This is a genomic window from Sphingomonas sp. H160509 (assembly GCF_024124765.2).
Classification (GTDB): Bacteria; Pseudomonadota; Alphaproteobacteria; order Sphingomonadales; family Sphingomonadaceae; genus Sphingomonas.
The window spans coordinates 3,048,530-3,066,039 of record NZ_JAMXSR020000002.1; the positions used below are offsets into that span (position 1 = coordinate 3,048,530).

The following is a 17,510-nucleotide window of genomic DNA, read 5'->3' on the forward strand; positions in this document are numbered from 1 at the left end:
GCGGCTCAAACGAGCCGACCACCCTAACCCCTCCCTTCCAGGGAGGGGAGAAACCAGTATCAACAAACACTTGTAAGAATTCACACCGCCCGATCGATCGAACTTCACCCCAACACTGCTTTTGTTGCGTGGCACCCAAGCGTTTCATCTGATAGCCAACGCGAATGCCCCTTTCGGCCGCCGCCTCCGCCCGCGAAATCCTCACCAGCCTTCACGACGTGATGGCGTCGCGCACGTCCGCGCAAGCCAAGCTCAACGCCGTCGTCGGCATCATCGCCACCGCGATCGACAGCGAAGTCTGCTCGATCTACCTGTTGCGCGAAGGCGTGCTCGAACTGTTCGCGACCCGCGGCCTCGACCAGGCGGCGGTCCACGTCACCAAGCTCGCACTCGGCGAAGGCCTCGTCGGCACGATTGCCGAGGATGTCGAGGTGCTCAACCTCGACGAAGCCGCGAGCCACCCCGACTTCGCCTACAAGCCCGAGACCGGCGAGGACCGCTTCCATAGCTTCGCGGGCGTCCCCATAATCCGCCGTGAGCGCTCGGTGGGCGTCCTGGCCGTCCAGCACACCGACCGTCGCCGATATGCCGACGTCGAGATCGAGGCGTTGCAGACGGTGGCGATGGTGCTGTCCGAACTGATTGCCAACGCAGGGCTGATCGACACCACCGGCGGCGGCGCGGGATCGGCCGCAGTCGACCGCTGCGATGCGCATCCCCGGCCAGAAGCTCGTCGACGGCATGGGTGCGGGCTTTGCGGTCTACCACCAGCCGCGCATCCACATCGAGCACACCGTCGCCGAGGACACCGACGCCGAGCGCCACCGCGTCTATGCGGCGTTCGACAAGATGCGCGAAGGCATCGACCGGATGACGCGCGAGGCCGAATTCGGCGTCGGCGGCGAGCATGTCGAAGTGCTCCAGACCTACAAGATGTTCGCGTACGACGAGGGCTGGGCACGGCGCATCAACGAGGCGATCGACTCCGGCCTTACCGCAGAGGCGGCGATCGAGCGCGTCCAGCAACGCACTCGCCAGCGGATGCGCCAGATCGACGATCCGTTGCTCGCCGACCGGATGCACGATCTGGAGGACCTGTCGAACCGGCTGCTCCGCATCGTCTCGGGCCAGATGGGTACCGCCGCGCAGATGGGTCTTCGCCAGGACACCATCCTGATTGCGCGCAACCTCGGCCCCGCCGAACTGCTCGAATACGACAAGCGCCGGCTGAAGGGCGTGATCCTCGAGGAAGGCTCGCTCACCGCGCACGTCACGATCGTCGCGCGCGCGATGGGCGTACCCGTGCTCGGCCGCGTCCGCGACATCCGCCGGTTGGTAGCAGAGGGCGACATGCTGTTGCTCGATAGCGCCGAGAGCAACGTCTTCGCGCGGCCCTCCGCGGCAATGGAGGAAGCGTTCGAGGCCCGCCTCGCAATGCGCCAGAAGCGCAAGGCCGCGTTCGCAGCACTCCGCGACGTCCCGCCGATTACCAAGGATGGCCACCGGCTGACCCTGATGGTCAACGCCGGCCTACGCGACGACGTCGCCGCACTCGACGTCACTGGGGCCGACGGCATCGGCCTGTTCCGTACCGAGTTCCAGTTCCTCGTCTCCGCAACGCTACCGCAGCGCGAGCGCCAGCAGCGGCTATACCGCGAAGTGCTCGACGCGGCGGGCGAACGTCCGGTGATCTTCCGCACCGTCGACATCGGCGGCGACAAGGCCTTGCCGTATCTCAACAAGGAAGATTCCGACGAGGAGAACCCGGCAATGGGCTGGCGCGCGCTGCGCCTCGGCCTGGAGCGCGACGGGCTGATGAAGGTGCAAGCGCGCGCACTGCTCGAAGCCGCCGCGGGTCGCACGCTCAATGTGATGTTTCCGATGGTCAGCGAGCCATGGGAATTCGACGAGGCGCGTGCGCTGTTCGAGGCACAGCGGACCTGGCTCGAAGGACGCGGGCGGAAGATGCCGCTCGCGATCCGCTACGGCGCGATGCTCGAAGTGCCGGCGCTCGCCGAGATGCTCGACATCCTGCTGCCGAAGATCGAGTTCCTGTCGATCGGCACCAACGACCTCACGCAGTTCCTGTTCGCCGCCGATCGCGCCAACCCGAAGCTCGCCGAGCGCTACGACTGGCTCAGCCCATCCATCCTCCGTTTCATCGCGCGGCTGGTCGCACCGGTCCGCGACGCCTCGGTCGATCTCGCGGTCTGCGGCGAGATGGGGGGGCGTCCGCTGGAGGCGATGGCGCTGATCGGGCTCGGCATTGAGAGGTTGTCGATCACCCCCGCCGCCGTCGGTCCGATCAAGGCGATGACGCGCTCGCTCGATCGCGCCGCGCTCACCGCATACATGGCAGGACTGCTGGCCAACCCGCCGCGCGACATGCGCGGTGCGCTGACCAACTGGGCAACCGAAAACGGCGTCGAAATCGTATGATCCGCGGAAAGCTGCGGTTAAGACGTTCGGTGCGTTGACACGGCTAAGGGCCTCTGAAAGACGGGTGCCATGGCGGGCAACGCTACGCGCCCGCACTCGGAGATAAGAATGGACGAGGTCGAAACCGGCCAGAACACAGCACCCGCTCAACCAGAGCGTGCTGGCGACATTCTCCGCAAGGCGCGCGAGGCGCAGGGCCTGACCGTCGCGGATATCGCGACGCGCACCCGCGTGCCGTTGCGCCACCTCGAAGCGATCGAGGCGTCCGATTATTCCACGCTGCCGTCCTCGACCTACGCGGTCGGGTTCAGCCGCGCCTATGCGCGCGCGATGGGCATCGACGAGGTGCAGATCGCGAACATCGTCCGGAGTGACGTCGCGAAGCTGGGCAGCAAGAAGCCCGAATACGAACCGTACGAGATGACCGATCCGTCGCGCGTACCGTCGCGCGGTCTCGCGATCGTCGCGCTGGGCATCGCGATCGCGGTGCTGGTGCTGGTCGGGCTGTGGTACGGCACCGACATGTTCCGCAGTTCGAACACCGCCTCGATCACGACGCCGATTGCCGAGACCGCGCCGAACCCCGCCGCCCAGACCGCGCAGCCGGTCCCTGCGCCGGCCACGCCGGCCAACGGGCAGGTCACGTTGACCGCCTCGGACGAGGTGTGGATGCGCGTCTACGATGCCGACAACAAGACTTTGTACCTCGGCACGATGAAGCCCGGCGAGAAGTTCGACGTGCCGAAGGATGCCAAGGATCCGAAGATCAACATCGGCCGTGCGGACAAGCTGGCGGTGACGCTCAACGGCGCCGCTGCCCCTGCGCTCGGCACGGGCGAGCGGGCGATCAAGGACGTGTCCGTGGGTGCGCCGGCGATTGCCGCGCGGATCGCCGGCACGCCCGAGCCTCAGGCCATGCCGACCGCGACCGAAGCAACGCCGACCCGGTCGTCCGAGCGGTCGCGCACCGCTAGCCGTCCCCGTACGCCGCGTCGTCCGCTGAGCGAAACGCAGCGCGCCAACCTCGACGCGGCCGCCAACCCGCCGCCTGCCGCTACGGCAACGCCCAATCCGTGATGGCAGCCGACCATTGCCAGGGTCTTAAGGCTGGCGACAGGATGGGTAGTGCAGCTATACCCGGACGATTAACCAATCCACCGGGGGTGTGGCCCATGCGTAAGTCAATTCTGGTCGGCGTCTGCCTCGCGGCGCTGTTGCCCGCTGCAGTACAGGCACAAAATGTCGAGGGCCGCGTCGGCAAGCTCGAAAGCGAAATGCGCGCGGTCCAGCGGAAGGTCTTCCCGGGTGGTGCGGGCCAGATGCTCCAGCCCGAAGTCCGCGCGCCGCAGAGCGAGCAGGGCCCGGGGCCAGGCTCGCCCGCCACCAGCGCGCTCGCCGACGTGAACCAGCGCGTCACGTCGCTCGAACAGCAGATGACCTCGCTCACCGAACAGATCGAGCAGAACCAGAACCGCACCCGCCAGTTGCAGGACGCGTTCGACAATTACCGCCGCTCGAACGACGCGCGGATGAAGACGCTCGAGGCCGGTCCCGCACCGATCGCGACGGGGGCGGGGGCTGGTGGCCCGATCGAATCCGATGACCAGTCGAGCGGTCCATCACGCCCGACCACGCGCCCCGAAGCGGCGAGCAAGCCCGGCGCGGCGACACCGACCAAGGTCTCGGTCGAAAAGCCTTCGACCGGCGATCCGGCGGAGGACGAGTATATGTACGGCTACCGCCTATGGGCCGCCAAGCAATACCCGCAGGCCGAGGCGCAACTAAAGAAGGTCGTCGCCGAATACCCCAAGAGCAAGCGCGCCAGCTATGCGCAGAACCTGCTCGGCCGGTCGTATCTCGACGAGGGCAAGCCGAGCCTCGCGTCGATGGCGTTCTACGACAATTACAAGAAGATGCCCGAGGGCGAGCGTGCGCCGGAAAGCCTGCTGTATCTCGGCCAGGCGTTGACCAAGCTCAACAAACCGGCGGATGCGTGCAAGGTGTATGACGAGCTGAACGACGTCTACGGCGCCAAGATGGCGTCGGCGATGAAGGGGCAGGTCGCCGCCGGTCGCAGCACGGCGAAGTGCAAGTAAGCGATCCCTCGATGGTTAAGCGTGACCGCCTGTTCGTGTCTGCACGTCGCGAGCCAGCCCCACCCCGGCGGAGGCCGGGGCCCAGTTGGCAAGGTTGCAGTAACGGATCGCAGCGCCCGATCACCAACGTTTCCCAACTGGGCCCCGGCCTTCGCCGGGGTGGTGGATTCTTTTACGATGATGACTCGCTTCGCATGACCGAAGAAGGACGCCGCTTCGCCGCCGACTTTGCGCGCCTGGCAAGCGACATCACCAACCCACTGTTCGCCGTCTCCGGTGGCCCCGACAGCATGGCGATGCTCACCCTAGCGCACGAAGCACTCCCCCGCCGGCTTCACGGTCGCCAGCATCGACCACCGCCTCCGCCCCGAAGCGGTGGAAGAGTCCGCCATGGTCGCCGCGCATTGCGCCACGCTCGGAATTTCCCACGCCACGCTCGCCCCCAGCGAAGCCATCACCGGTGCCAGCATCCAGGCGCAGGCCCGCACCACGCGCTACGCCCTCCTCACCGACCACGCCCGCGCGATCGGGGCAGGGGCGCTCGTCACCGGCCATCACGCCGACGACCAGGCCGAAACCTTCCTCATGCGCGCCGCGCGCGGGTCGGGGTTAGCCGGCCTCGCCGGAGTCCGTGCCCGCACCGAAGTCCACGGCGTCACGGTGATCCGCCCCTTGCTCGACTGGCGCCGCGCCGAACTCCGCGCGATCGTCCGCCGTGCGGAGGTACCGTTCTTTGACGATCCCTCGAACCACGACGACCGCCACGATCGCACCCGCTTCCGCCGGTTGCTCGACCAGAACGAATGGCTCGGCACACCCAACCTCGCGCGCGCCGCCGCCGCGCTTGCCGAGACTGACACCGACGTCCGCGCGATGGTCGACTGGATCTGGACCGAACGCGCCAAGGTCGGCGGCGGCGAGGTGAAGCTCGCGGTCGAGAACCTCCCCCCGCGAAATCCTCCGCCGCCTCGCCCGCCGCGCGATCGGCACGGTCCGTACCGACGCCGGCATCGTCGCGCCCGAATGGACCGAGGCCGCCAACATCGAAAGCCTGCTCGACTCGCTGATGGCCGGCAAGCGCACCACGCAAGCCGGGATCATCGCCAGCGTCCGTGGCGACGTCTGGCGCTTCCGCGAGGCACCGCCAAGGAGAAGCCCCGCATAACGCGCCCGTCCGTTCACACTGATCAACGCAAGTCGCGCGTTGTTCCATTGCCATTAACCTGCGCACGCTTATCTTGTGCGGTGAAAGGTATCGTGCACCCATGAGCGACAACGACAACCGCGGTCAGAAGCCCCAGGGCCCCGGAAACGGCGGCCCCGGCAATGGCGGTCCCGAAAACGGCGGCGGCGGCAATCCTTGGATGAAGAGCCTGTTGATCTGGGTCGGCATCCTGCTCGCGCTGGCGCTGTTCGTGACCATGTTCGACGGTCGCACGGCTGCGTCGGGTGGTAACACGATTGCGTATTCGGCGTTCCTCGACAAGGTCGACGAGGGCACCGTCAAGGACGTCAACATCTCGCGCGACATGATCTCGGGGACGCTGTCCACCGGCGATAAGTTCAAGTCGTATCCGATTCCGGACTCGACGCTCGTGCCGAAGCTGCGCGAGAAGGGCGTCTCGATCAGCGCGAAGCCCGAAGAGGGGCCCGTCGATGCTGGCGCTGCTGCTGTACCAGTCGCTGCCGTTCCTGCTTTTCCTCGGCATCGCGTTCTTCGTGTTGAAGCAGATGCAGAAGAACTCGGGCTCGGGCGCGATGGGCTTCGGCAAGAGCCGCGCGAAGATGCTGACGCAGAAGGAAGGCAAGGTCACCTTCCAGGACGTCGCCGGCATCGACGAGGCTCGCGAAGAGCTCGAGGAGATCGTCGAGTTCCTGAAGGACCCGACCAAGTTCGCACGCCTCGGCGGCAAGATCCCCAAGGGCGCGCTGCTGGTCGGCTCGCCTGGGACCGGCAAGACGCTGCTTGCCCGCGCGATCGCGGGTGAGGCCGGCGTGCCGTTCTTCACGATCTCGGGTTCCGATTTTGTCGAGATGTTCGTCGGCGTCGGCGCGAGCCGCGTCCGTGACATGTTCGAGCAGGCCAAGAAGTCCGCACCATGCATCGTCTTCATCGACGAAATCGATGCGGTCGGTCGTCACCGTGGCGCAGGCCTCGGCAATGGCAACGATGAGCGCGAGCAGACGCTGAACCAGTTGCTGGTCGAGATGGATGGCTTCGAGGCGAACGAAGGCATCATCATCATCGCCGCGACCAACCGTCCCGACGTGCTCGATCCGGCGCTGCTACGTCCGGGCCGTTTCGATCGCCAGGTCACCGTGCCGCGGCCGGACATCGAGGGTCGCATCAAGATCCTCGAAGTCCACATGAAGAAGGTGCCGCTCGCACCCGACGTCGACGCGCGAGTCATCGCTCGTGGTACGCCCGGCTTCTCGGGTGCCGATCTCGCCAACCTCGTCAACGAGGCGGCGCTGCACGCGGCGCGCAAGGGCAAGCGTCTGGTAGCGATGGCCGAGTTCGAGGAGGCCAAGGACAAGGTCATGATGGGCGCAGAGCGTCGATCCATGGTCATGACCGACGACGAGAAGCGGATGACCGCGTATCACGAAGCCGGCCATGCCGTCGTCGCGATGCACGAGGCGGCATCTGATCCGATCCACAAGGCGACGATCATCCCGCGCGGTCGCGCGCTGGGCATGGTCATGCGTCTGCCCGAGCGCGACTCGTACAGCTATCACCGCGACAAGATGTACGCGAACCTCGCGGTCTCGATGGGCGGCCGCGTCGCTGAGGAAGTCATCTTCGGCTACGACAAGGTTTCCAGCGGAGCCTCGGGCGACATTCAGTACGCCACGGGTCTGGCCCGCGACATGGTCACGCGCTGGGGCATGTCGGACAAGGTCGGCCCGCTCGAATACGGTGAGCCCGAGGGCGAATCCTTCCTGGGTTATTCGGCGAGCCGTCCGTCGCGGATGTCGAACCAGACCGCTCAGTTGATCGACGACGAGATCAAGCGGATCGTCGAAGGTGGTCTCGACCGCGCCAAGCAGGTGCTGAGCGATCACGTCGATCAGCTCCACACCGTGGCCGGCGCGCTGCTTGAATTCGAGACGCTGACCGGTGACGAGATCAAGAAGCTGATCGCCGGCGAGGATCTCGATCGTCCGGATCCGGGAGCAAAGGCTTCGACTGTCCCACGTGCGGGTACGTCGATCCCCAAGACCCGCCGTCCGTCGGGCCCCCTTCGGGACGCCAACACCCTTGGGGGCGTGATCCGGTTCACCGGACAGTCACCTAAGTAGTTCTATGGGCGGTCTTTTCTCGGAAAGGCCGCCCATGTCGTATTCGCGTTCCAAGGCTGTAGTCGCAGCGCTACTCATGGTCGGCGCGGCAATGCCGGCAACCGCGGCGATGACCGTCGGCACCTTTCTGGCCCGCGCCAACGCGCTGCGCGACCAGGGCCCGATGGCGCTGATGTCCCCCGACCTCCCCGCCCTGAAGGCCGAAGCCAAGGCCGCAACCAATCAGTTGAAGGCTGAACGCGCCGCCCGCGCCGCCGCCGGCAAGCCGCCGATCGCCTGCGTTCCAGAGGGCGAGTCGGTCGGTATCATGGACATGCTCGACGGCCTGAACGAACTCCCCCGCCAGCTACCAGAAGCGCCCCCTCAAGGACGGCTACGCCCGCGTCCTCGCGAACCTCTACCCCTGCCGCTGAGGTGGCTGGGGGGAGGTTGAAGAGGTCTTCTTTCATCCGTTCGTCCTGAGCGAAGTCGAAGGACATGCCCCGCACGCAGGTGCTTCGACTTCTCAGCACGAACGGGTGTTGGCAGGACCCGCCTGACAACGTTCAGTCCGTCAGCCCATGCAGCAACAGCAGCACGATAAACGCCAGCAAAACCGTGAACGCGAACGTCAACAGCGCCACCGTTCGCCAAGCCGCCGACCACTTCCGCAACTTATAAGCGCCCCGAAGCTGCGCGAACATATGGACTGGCGGCACGCATATCGCCGCCATCACGATCCAGCCTTCCGCAATGCCGATCACGCCAGCGATGATCAGCACGATCGTCAGCAACATCATGAACGCGAGCGAATAGGTCACGAAGATTGCGTGATCGTAGAGGTGATGTTGGCGTCGCCAGAGGAAAAGAAGCGCCATGAACGGCACGGATAACGGAATCAGGCCCCAGCTGTATTTATACGCGCTGGTCTGCAGCTTGTAGAACATCAGGCCCGGATTGCCGTTCGCCTTGGCGATCCCGTGGTCGAGCCGTTCCCAGCCGGTCTTGAAATCGCCTAGGTCGACCAGCGTACCGTTGGCGCCGCCATTTTGCATATCCGCGACGACCCCGAGCGCACGGACAGTGGTACGCAACGCGCTCGCCTGCCGATCGAGCGTGGCAAGCTGTTCTCCCGAATATTTGGCGGGCGCACGCTTCGCAACCTCCTGCTGCGCCTCGACATTGTTCAGCGCGAGGCGAGCCCTGGCGGCCTCGTGTGCATAGTCGGACGTCTTGCCGGTGCGATCGTCCCGGATGAAGTCCTTCGTCATTTCCCCGCCGACCGCGCCGATCGTCGCGAACATCAGGAAGACGGTGAACAGGAACAGCGCCAGCGGCGACACGAACCGCGCCCGCTCGCCATTGACGTACCGCCGCGTGAGCGCACCCGGGTGCAGCACCAGCAGCGGCAAAGTCCGCCATATCTTGCCTTCGAAATGGAAAACCCCGTGCGCGATCTCATGCCCGATCCCGCCGAGCGAACGATGGACGTGCGCCGATTGCCCGCAGGCATGGCAGTGCTCGCCTAACAACCGCGTCCCGCAATTGAGGCACAGCGCGCCGTCCGGACCGTGGCCGGTATGCGCAACCTGTGCCTCACCCGCGCTTGGTTCGAACGCGCGCCCGACGACTGTCCCCGTGGCGATATCCGCCGCTGCTCCGATATCCCCAGTCATGCGTCCCCCCTGCAATATCGGCAGCGTAACGAGTTCGCGACGTTGGCGCGAGAGGCTTCGCATGGTAGCGCATCGACCATGGCCGACGCAGAAAATCCGACCGAAATGATTGCCGAAATGGGCCGCCGCGCACGCTCCGCCGCGCTGGTGCTCGCGGCGATGCCATCCGAGCGGAAGGCTGCCGCCCTAACGTCGGCGGCGGAGTCGATCCGTGCGGCATCGTCCGAAATCGTTGCGGCGAACGCGGAAGACATGACGCGCGCGGCCGAGGCGGGTCTGTCGGGTGCGTTGCTCGATCGGTTGCGGCTCGACGAAGCGCGGGTCGCGGCGATGGCGGACGGGGTTGCAGCCGTGGCGGCGCTCTCCGATCCGGTAGGGCAGGTGATCGACTCGAGCGAGCGCCCGAACGGCCTCAAGCTCTCGCGCGTCCGCGTGCCGATCGGCGTGATCGGCATCATCTACGAGAGTCGTCCCAACGTCACTGCCGACGCCGCCGCGCTCTGCGTGATGGCCGGCAACGCAGCGATCCTGCGCGGCGGCTCGGAAGCGGTAAAGAGCAATCGCGCGATCCACGCGGCACTGGTCGCGGGGCTGAAGGCTGGCGGGGTGCCCATCGACGCGGTGCAACTCGTACCGACTACCGATCGCGCGGCGGTCGGCGCGATGTTGAAGGCGGACGGGATGATCGACCTGATCATTCCCCGCGGCGGCAAGAGCCTCGTGGCCCGTGTCCAGGCCGAAGCGCGCGTGCCCGTCCTCGCGCATCTCGACGGTATCAATCACGTCTTCGTGCACGCATCGGCCGATCCGGCGATGGCCGAAGGCGTCGTCGTCGATGCGAAGATGCGCCGCACCGGTGTCTGCGGCTCGATGGAAACGCTGCTGATTGACCGGGACTACACAGATGCAGCCGCTTTGATCCAAAGTCTCGGAGCAACGGGTTGCGAGGTCCGCGGTGACGCAAATGCGCGCGCGCTCGTCCCCGAGATCGCAGCCGCCGATGCGGCCGACTGGGACACAGAATATCTCGACGCGATCGCCTCGGTCGCGATCGTCGACGGCATCGACGCGGCGGTCGCGCACATCGCCCGCCACGGCTCGCACCACACCGACGCAATCGTCGCCGAGGATGCTGCGGTCGCCGAGCGCTTCCTCACCGCGGTCGACAGCGCAATCGTGCTCTGGAACGCCTCCACCCAGTTCGCCGACGGCGGCGAGTTCGGTCTCGGCGCGGAGATCGGCATCGCCACCGGCCGCCTCCACGCCCGCGGCCCGGTCGCGCTCGAAGGCCTCACCACCTACAAATGGATCGGCCGCGGCATCGGCCAGGTGCGCGGTTGATGCTCCCTACCGATCGGCGTAACTTAAGCCCATGAACGCGCCCATCTCGATCACCACCCCGCTCGATCCCACGACCTTCGCGATGGTCGAGGAACTTGCGCGGTATCGCGGTATCACCGGCGAGGAGTTCGCTGCCGAAGCGATCCGGGAGGCAGCCGAGCATCATGCAGGGATGCGCGCCTTCATCCAAGAGGGGATCGACTCCGCTGATCGCGGCGAACTGATAAGCCAGGAAGAGATGGAAATCTGGTTCGAAGAGCGCGTGGCTGCTCGTCGGCGAGGATGAGTCGCGCAACCTGGACTCCCCCTCGCGCAGATCGATCTCGCACGGATCGATGATTTCAACGCTCGACGCGATCTCGACTATGCCGATCTAGTGGGCAGCGCTGCGATCGCGGCAGGTAATTTCCTCGCCGATTTTCCCGCCGCAGGTCCGATCGTCGACCGCGACGAGCGCAAGTGGTGCGTACCTGATACCGACTATATATTGATCTACCGCATCGTCCCGCACGGCGTCGAAATCCTGCGAACTTATCATGGTCGTGAGAACTGGCGTAAACAGCGGTGACCCACGTCGGCATCCTAGGCGGGTCGTTCAATCCCGCGCATAACGGCCACCGCGGCATCACGCTCGCGGCAATCGACGCGCTCGCGCTCGACGAGGCGTGGTGGCTGGTGTCGCCCGGCAACCCGCTCAAGGACGCGGCGAACGACATGGCGCCGCTCGCCGCGCGTCTCGCCTCGGCGCGACGGATGGCTCGCCGCGCGCCGATCCGCGCGACCGATATCGAGGCGCGGCTCCACACCCGCTACACGCTCGACACGATCCGCAAGCTCAAGCGGCGCTACCCCAAAATTCGGTTCATCTGGCTGATGGGGGCGGACAATCTCGCCGACTTCCATCGGTGGAAGAACTGGCGCCAGATCGCCCGCGAGGTTCCGATTGCGGTAATCGCGCGTCCGGGATATGACGGGCGCGCCCTCGCGGCCCCCGCGATGGGTTGGCTGCGGCGCTTCCAACGGCGCACAGACCATGCGAAGAGCTGGACGACGTGGAGATTGCCGGCCCTCGTGCTGTTGCGCTTCCGACCCGACCCGACCTCCGCAACCGGCCTGCGCGCCGAAAATCCCGACTGGGCCCAGCACGTTGCTGGCTCGGTAGTCTTACCCAGGAGCTGACTTGGCCACTTCCCCTACTGCCCCTCGCGCGACCGACCCCGAAGAGGTTGAGGCGCTGCATCGCCTGATCCTCGCGTCGCTCGACGACGACCAGGCGGTCGAGACCATCTCGATCCCGCTCGCGGGCAAGACCAGCATCGCCGATTACATGGTGATCGCCAGCGGTCGTTCGACCCGCCAGGTCGCCTCGATGGCGCAGAAGCTGGCCGAGCGGATCAAGGCCGAGTTCAAGCGCCCGGTTAAGATCGAAGGCCTGCCGACCGCCGACTGGGTTCTGATCGACGCGACCGACGTCATCGTCCACCTGTTCCGCCCCGAAGTCCGCAGCTTCTACAATCTCGAGCGGATGTGGGCATTCGGCGACGCACCGGCGCCGCCACCGGTGCCGACCTTCACCGACGAAGACTGATCCCAAGGCGGCGGCGGTGCTGCTCCACATCGTCGCCCGCGGTCGGATCGGGCGCTCGCCCGAGGCCGACCTCGTCGACCGCTATCTGAAGCGCATCGTCTGGCCGACCAAGGTCAGCGAGCTCCCCGACACCGGCGGCAAGATTCCGCTGATCGGGGAGCAGGCCAAGCGCATCCTGCTCGACGAGAAGGGCGAGACGCTGTCCTCGACGCAGTTCGCGCAAAAGCTCGAGCGATGGCGCGACGACGGCGTCCGCGAGGCGCGGTTCATGATCGGGGCCGCCGACGGCTTCGACGACGCGGCGCGCGACGAGGCGGACCTGCTGTTTTCGTTCGGCCGCGCGACATGGCCGCATCTGCTCGCCCGCGCGATGCTTGCCGAACAGCTCTTCCGCGCCACCAGCATCCTTGCCAACCACCCCTATCACCGCGAAGGGTGATGCATGAGGGCAGGGGGGCGTCTTGGCGATCGCGGCGCTGTTCGCGGCGGCGGGGGGTAGCCGCACAGACTGATGCGCCCGAGTTGGCGAGCGAACAGCAACGCCTGGTCGCTGCCAAACGCGATGCGGTAATCGCCACTGCCCGTGCCGCCAAACTCGTCGCCGCAGCCACGCGGGAACGCAACGCGGCCGACAAGGCGCGCCGTGAGGAACTGGCGCTCGCTGCACGCGTGACCGCCGCCGAAGCGAACCTCGCAACCGCCAGCGCCCGCGTGGCGCTAGTCGACCGCCTCCTGTCCGATCAGCGCGCCAAGCTCGGCCGCGCGCAAGCCCCCGTCGCCCGCCTACTCGCGGCGCTGGAATCGCTGGCCCGCCGCCCTACGATCGTCGCGGTCGCGCAGCCGGGATCGGTCGACGACCTCGTCCATGTCCGCGCAGTGCTCGGCAGCGCGCTTCCCGTGGTGCGCCAGCGTACCGAGGCCGTTCGCACCGAACTCGCCGAGACGCGGCGTTTGCAGGCCAGCGCGACGCTCGCCGCCAAGGCGCTCGCCGACGGCCGTGCGCGTCTGGAGAACGACCGCATCGCGCTGGCCACCTTGGAGGCGCGCCATCGCCAGCGCAGCCAGTCGCTCGGCCGCGGCGCGCTCGGCGAGTCCGATCGCGCGCTGGCGCTCGGCGAACGCGCGCGCGATCTCGTCGACGGCATGGCCGCCACCACCAACGCCAAGGCGACCGCAGCCAGCCTGATTGCGCTCGCCGGTCCGATCCCCCGCCCGATCGCGCCCGGCATCACGCCCCCGGCGCCACCGAGCGGCGTGTACCGCATGCCGGTAGCGGGCAGGCTCGTCACCGGTTTCGACGAAGTCTCGGACGCCGGAGTCCGATCGCGCGGCCTGACCTTCGCCACCGCTCCCAGTGCGCGCGTCGTCGCGCCTGCTGCAGGGACGATCCGCTACGCCCGCCGCTTTCGCGACTACGGGGTTATCGTCATCGTCGACCACGCCGATGGTTGGACCAGCCTCGTCACCGGCCTCGCGGCAACCTTCGCAAAGCCCGGCGACCGTGTCACGATGGGCGCCCCGCTCGGCACCGCCCCCCGCCAAGACCCGCGCATCACCGTCGAACTCCGCCGCCGGGGTCGCCCGGTCGATGTCGCTTCGTTGATAGGACCCAGCTGATCAGCCAAATCCGATGGGCGCAGCTTTCGATCCTCCCCCGCAAGGGGGAGGTGTCGCCGAAGGTGACGGAAGGGGGAGGACACGGAGCAGCGGTAATCTCTTACCGCCCCCTCCGTCTGGCAAGTGCCAGCCACCTCCCCCTGGCGGGGGAGGATCGAAAGCCCCCCGGGTCAGCCCCCATTAACCCCCACGAGCCTTCACTCCGCGCGCGCGTTGCCGCCAGCGTTCCGCTACGCTACGCCGTCACGACCGTACGACACGTCTTTTTCTCAGGTTGCAGGACCATCGATGCCTCGTCCTATACTGCGTACCCCGTTCCTTGCCGCGACTGCGATCGTCGGCGCGCTGACGCTGATCCCATTGGCCACCTCCGCGATGGCGGCAGTCGACACCGACACGTACCGCGAGTTCGACCAGTTCCTCGACGTCTTCAACCGCGTGAAGGCGGAATATGTCGACAAGGTCGATGACAAGACGCTGATCAAGGGCGCGATCCAGGGCATGCTCGCCAGCCTCGATCCGCACTCCAGCTATGTCGATGCTCTCGACTACGAAAACCTCCGGATTATGACCGAGGGCAATTACGGCGGTCTCGGGCTGACGGTGCAGATGGAGGACGGTGCGATCAAGGTCGTCGCCCCGCAGGAGGATTCCCCCCGCTGCCCGCGCCGGCGTCAAATCCGGCGACTACATCACGCATATCGACGGCAAGCTGATCTACGGCGATTCGCTCGACGAGGCGGTCGGCAAGATGCGCGGCAAGCCCGGCAGCAAGATCACGCTCGGCCTCGTCCGTCCCGGCCGCGACAAGCCGCTCGAGGTGACGATGATGCGCGAGATCATCGTCCAGAAGCCGGTGAAATGGGAAGTCCGCGGCGACGTCGGTTATATCAACATCAATACCTTCAGTGAGAACACCGGCGCCGACACCCGCGCAGCGATCATGGCGATCGACAAATCACTCGGCCACCGCCCGCTCGGCTATGTCGTCGACCTCCGCGAGAATGGCGGCGGGCTCCTGACCCAGGCGATCGAAGTCAGCGACGCGTTCCTCGATCACGGCGAGATCGTCTCGCAGCGCGGTCGCGAGAAGACCGATATCGAGCGTTATTACGCCAAGCCCGGCGACGACGCGCACGGCCTGCCGGTCGTCGTCCTCACCGATCCCGGCACCGCCTCCGCCTCCGAGATCGTCGCCGGCGCGCTGCAGGATCACCACCGCGCGCTGATCATGGGCGAGCGCAGCTTCGGCAAGGGCTCGGTCCAGACGGTGTTGCAGCTCGGCCCGGAGACCGCGCTTCGCCTCACCACGGCGCGCTACTTCACGCCGTCAGGCCGGTCGGTGCAGGAGGGCGGGATCGAGCCCGACATCAAGGTGCCGCAGCTCACCGATCCCGACTACAAGTCGCGCCCGGTGTTCCGCGAGGCCGATCTGCGCAAGCATCTGATCAACGAGGTGAAGGCCGACAACGCGGTGCTCGAGGAGGATACCAAGACCGATCCGCGCTTCTCGCAGACCCCCGACCAGTTGAAGAAACAGGGGATCGACGACTTCCAGCTCTATTACGCGCTGAAGACCGTCGCGCGCCTCGGCGGCCCGGTGCAGGTTGCCGCCGCCACCAAGCCGCGCCCGGTCAAGCCCGATCCCACGGATACCACCAAGGCGCCCGCCAAGTGAGCGTGCGTCGTGGTTTGGGAATGACCAAGAACGAAGAGATCGCGCGCGCCATCGCGCTCCTGCTACCGGCGTTCCTGCTGCTTGGCGCGCTCGGTTCGCAATATCTTGGCGGGCTGTACCCCTTGCGAGATGTGCCATTGGCAGCGGTGGCCGCATTATTCCGCGGTGCTGATCGCGGGCGCGACGTTCTTGGTCCCCGGCCGTTCGCTGCGGGCGTCGCTGGTGATCATTGCCGGGCTGTTGATTGGTCTCAGCGGGCTGATCGGCGTCGCGCATGCCGGCGTCGAATATCATTGGTGGAACGGCTTCACCGCCTGCACCACGACCGTCTCGATGGCCGGCACGACCGCCGCCGAGCGTCTCGCCGCGATCATGAACGCGCCGATGGTCCGCTGCGATTCGCCGCAGTGGAAACTGCTCGGGATTTCGCTCGCCGGGTTCAACGCCATCTTTTCCCTCGTTGGTGCGTTCACCATATTCGCACTCATGAGGAAAACGAGATGAGCGGCTGGAAGCCAGGCGACGCGAAGCGCGCCACCGATTCGATGATCCGCGTCGATCAGGCCGGCGAATACGGCGCGATCCGGATCTACGCAGGGCAGCTCGCCGTGCTCGGCGACCGCCATCCGGCGTCGCGCTCGATCCATCACATGGCGCAGCAGGAGGAGCGCCACCGAGCGTTCTTCGACAAGATGATCGTCGGGCGCCGCGTGCGGCCGACAGTGCTGCAACCGATCTGGAAAGTCGCCGGCTTCGCGCTAGGCGCCGTGACGGCCGCGATCAGCCCGCGGGCGGCCATGGCGTGCACCGCCGCGGTCGAGACCGAGATCGACAAGCATTACGAAGAACAGCTCGTTCAGCTTGGTGCCAGCGACCCCGAGCTATCGGCAGCGATCCTGGATTTCCAGGCCGAGGAACTCGAACATAAAGCCACCGCGATCGCCGCGGGGGGCGGAGGAGACGCCGGGTTATCCGGTATTGAGTGCCGCGATCCGGCTCGGCTGCAAGGTTGCGATCGCGACTGCCAAGCGGATCTGAGATGCGGCCGATACAATGAGATACGGCCAGTGACTGAAGTACGGATTGTGGGAGTGATGCGTATGAAAATGCTTTTTTGCGACGGCTTTGCTCGTCGCCGGACCCGTTGCGGCGCAGACGGCGCAACCTGCTCGCCCTGTAGCGCCGCCAACGCTGGCGCAGATACCCGCCAAGGGACCGACGCTGGCACCGGCTCTGCCCGGTGCTACCGGCAAGGCCAAACCGATTTCCGCCCCCCGGCGAAGTCTCGCGCAGTGCACCCATCAACGGCGTCCTCACGTTGTTCGGCAACGAACGCTGCCCGACCAACCAGAACGGCGAGGAAATCGTTGTCTGCGTTCGCCGCAGCGCACAGGAGCAATACCGCGTCCCCAAGGAACTCCGCGAGTTCGTCGTCACGCCCGAAAATGCAAGCTGGGCAACCAAGGCACAGGGCACGATGGACGCCGGGTCGGGCGTCAACACGATCGGAAGCTGCTCGGCGGTCGGCGCAGGCGGCGCCACCGGCTGCTTCGGTCAGCGGGTGCGAGAATCGCGGCTGGAGAACAAGACGCGCGCGGCAGAAGTCCCCGTCCTCCCGTAAACCCGTCGTAAACGACAACGCCATTATTTCCCCCTCCCTGAAAGGGAGGGGGCAGGGGTGGGTCGGCTTATCGCACCGCTTACCGTCCCCTGGCGCACAAAAGGGGGCAAACGGATGGGCTAACATCGGGAAATTGAAAACCGTCCGCGCCCGATCCGCGTCGATGGTTACG

14 protein-coding genes and 4 pseudogenes are annotated in these 17,510 nt (G+C 66.4%); 17 read left to right on the forward strand and 1 reads right to left on the reverse strand.

Translation table 11 applies throughout. The features are described 5' to 3' along the window. The first annotated feature begins 164 nt into the window (after nt 1–164). From ptsP to NHF48_RS16860, 6 genes and pseudogenes are all read left to right on the forward strand, one after another. Nucleotides 165–2,439 (forward strand): annotated as a pseudogene (ptsP, locus tag NHF48_RS16835) (phosphoenolpyruvate--protein phosphotransferase). Nucleotides 2,440–2,547: 108 nt separating this feature from the next. Beyond that, nucleotides 2,548–3,516, forward strand: a complete 969-nt coding sequence (locus NHF48_RS16840) for a RodZ domain-containing protein (RefSeq protein WP_253071758.1) — start codon at nt 2,548–2,550, stop codon at nt 3,514–3,516. A 95-nt stretch (nt 3,517–3,611) separates the two neighbouring features. Continuing rightward, nucleotides 3,612–4,535 (forward strand): tetratricopeptide repeat protein, encoded by a 924-nt coding sequence (locus tag NHF48_RS16845; protein ID WP_253071759.1) that lies wholly within the window; start codon nt 3,612–3,614, stop codon nt 4,533–4,535. Between the two features lie 375 nt (nt 4,536–4,910). Next, a complete protein-coding gene (gene tilS / locus NHF48_RS16850) occupies nt 4,911–5,804 on the forward strand; it encodes a tRNA lysidine(34) synthetase TilS (RefSeq protein WP_253071760.1) in 894 nt (297 codons plus the stop codon). Between the two features lie 95 nt (nt 5,805–5,899). Next, nucleotides 5,900–7,809: pseudogene (gene ftsH / locus NHF48_RS16855) on the forward strand (ATP-dependent zinc metalloprotease FtsH). Nucleotides 7,810–7,872: 63 nt separating this feature from the next. Beyond that, complete coding sequence (locus NHF48_RS16860; RefSeq protein WP_253071761.1) at nt 7,873–8,271, forward strand: hypothetical protein; 399 nt, start codon at nt 7,873–7,875, stop codon at nt 8,269–8,271. 112 nt (nt 8,272–8,383) lie between these two features. Here NHF48_RS16860 and NHF48_RS16865 read toward each other — a convergent pair whose 3' ends face one another. Further along, nucleotides 8,384–9,493, reverse strand: a complete 1,110-nt coding sequence (locus NHF48_RS16865) for a DUF3667 domain-containing protein (protein WP_253071762.1) — start codon at nt 9,491–9,493, stop codon at nt 8,384–8,386. 78 nt (nt 9,494–9,571) lie between these two features. Here NHF48_RS16865 and NHF48_RS16870 point away from each other — a divergent pair, with 78 nt between their 5' ends. The 11 genes and pseudogenes from NHF48_RS16870 (at nt 9,572) to NHF48_RS16920 (ending at nt 17,338) form a co-directional block, all read left to right on the forward strand. Next, nucleotides 9,572–10,834 carry a glutamate-5-semialdehyde dehydrogenase gene (locus NHF48_RS16870; protein ID WP_253071763.1) on the forward strand — a complete coding sequence of 421 codons (1,263 nt, stop codon included), beginning with the start codon at nt 9,572–9,574 and terminating at the stop codon, nt 10,832–10,834. A gap of 31 nt (nt 10,835–10,865) precedes the next feature. Then, on the forward strand, nt 10,866–11,120 hold the full coding sequence (locus NHF48_RS16875) for a hypothetical protein (protein WP_107963188.1): 255 nt from the start codon (nt 10,866–10,868) through the stop codon (nt 11,118–11,120). 30 nt (nt 11,121–11,150) lie between these two features. After that, the gene (locus NHF48_RS16880; RefSeq protein WP_263817042.1) at nt 11,151–11,402 is read left to right on the forward strand and encodes a type II toxin-antitoxin system RelE/ParE family toxin; all 252 of its coding nucleotides are present in this window, start codon (nt 11,151–11,153) and stop codon (nt 11,400–11,402) included. Next, nucleotides 11,399–12,013, forward strand: a complete 615-nt coding sequence (locus NHF48_RS16885) for a nicotinate-nucleotide adenylyltransferase (RefSeq protein ID WP_253071764.1) — start codon at nt 11,399–11,401, stop codon at nt 12,011–12,013. The genes NHF48_RS16880 and NHF48_RS16885 overlap by 4 nt, the downstream gene beginning before the upstream one ends. A 1-nt stretch (nt 12,014) precedes the next feature. Continuing rightward, nucleotides 12,015–12,422, forward strand: coding sequence for a ribosome silencing factor (gene rsfS, locus NHF48_RS16890; RefSeq protein ID WP_056061225.1), 408 nt, complete (start codon nt 12,015–12,017; stop codon nt 12,420–12,422). A 16-nt stretch (nt 12,423–12,438) separates the two neighbouring features. Continuing rightward, on the forward strand, nt 12,439–12,861 hold the full coding sequence (locus tag NHF48_RS16895; RefSeq protein WP_253071765.1) for a 23S rRNA (pseudouridine(1915)-N(3))-methyltransferase RlmH: 423 nt from the start codon (nt 12,439–12,441) through the stop codon (nt 12,859–12,861). Nucleotides 12,862–12,944: 83 nt separating this feature from the next. Further along, nucleotides 12,945–14,039: a murein hydrolase activator EnvC family protein gene (locus NHF48_RS16900; RefSeq protein ID WP_253071766.1), complete on the forward strand. Its 1,095-nt coding sequence runs from the start codon at nt 12,945–12,947 to the stop codon at nt 14,037–14,039. Nucleotides 14,040–14,327: 288 nt separating this feature from the next. After that, a pseudogene (locus NHF48_RS16905) lies at nt 14,328–15,717 on the forward strand (S41 family peptidase). 129 nt (nt 15,718–15,846) lie between these two features. Next, entirely contained in the window at nt 15,847–16,221 is a 375-nt protein-coding gene (locus NHF48_RS16910; protein WP_446741170.1) for a disulfide bond formation protein B, read from the forward strand. Continuing rightward, nucleotides 16,218–16,755 (forward strand): annotated as a pseudogene (locus NHF48_RS16915) (demethoxyubiquinone hydroxylase family protein). Before NHF48_RS16910 ends, NHF48_RS16915 begins: the two are co-directional and overlap by 4 nt. Before the next feature lie 280 nt (nt 16,756–17,035). Beyond that, nucleotides 17,036–17,338: a hypothetical protein gene (locus tag NHF48_RS16920; RefSeq protein ID WP_253071767.1), complete on the forward strand. Its 303-nt coding sequence runs from the start codon at nt 17,036–17,038 to the stop codon at nt 17,336–17,338. Nucleotides 17,339–17,510 lie beyond the last annotated feature (172 nt).

Bases quoted from the DNA above. Each gene is read 5' to 3' on its own strand.
- NHF48_RS16840 (WP_253071758.1), top strand. From the start codon at position 2,548: ATGGACGAGGTCGAAACCGGCCAGAACACAGCACCCGCTCAACCAGAG.
- NHF48_RS16845 (WP_253071759.1), top strand. From the start codon at position 3,612: ATGCGTAAGTCAATTCTGGTCGGCGTCTGCCTCGCGGCGCTGTTGCCC.
- NHF48_RS16860 (WP_253071761.1), top strand. From the start codon at position 7,873: ATGTCGTATTCGCGTTCCAAGGCTGTAGTCGCAGCGCTACTCATGGTC.
- NHF48_RS16865 (WP_253071762.1), bottom strand. From the start codon at position 9,493: ATGACTGGGGATATCGGAGCAGCGGCGGATATCGCCACGGGGACAGTC.
- NHF48_RS16870 (WP_253071763.1), top strand. From the start codon at position 9,572: ATGGCCGACGCAGAAAATCCGACCGAAATGATTGCCGAAATGGGCCGC.
- NHF48_RS16875 (WP_107963188.1), top strand. From the start codon at position 10,866: ATGAACGCGCCCATCTCGATCACCACCCCGCTCGATCCCACGACCTTC.
- NHF48_RS16910 (WP_446741170.1), top strand. From the start codon at position 15,847: ATGTGCCATTGGCAGCGGTGGCCGCATTATTCCGCGGTGCTGATCGCG.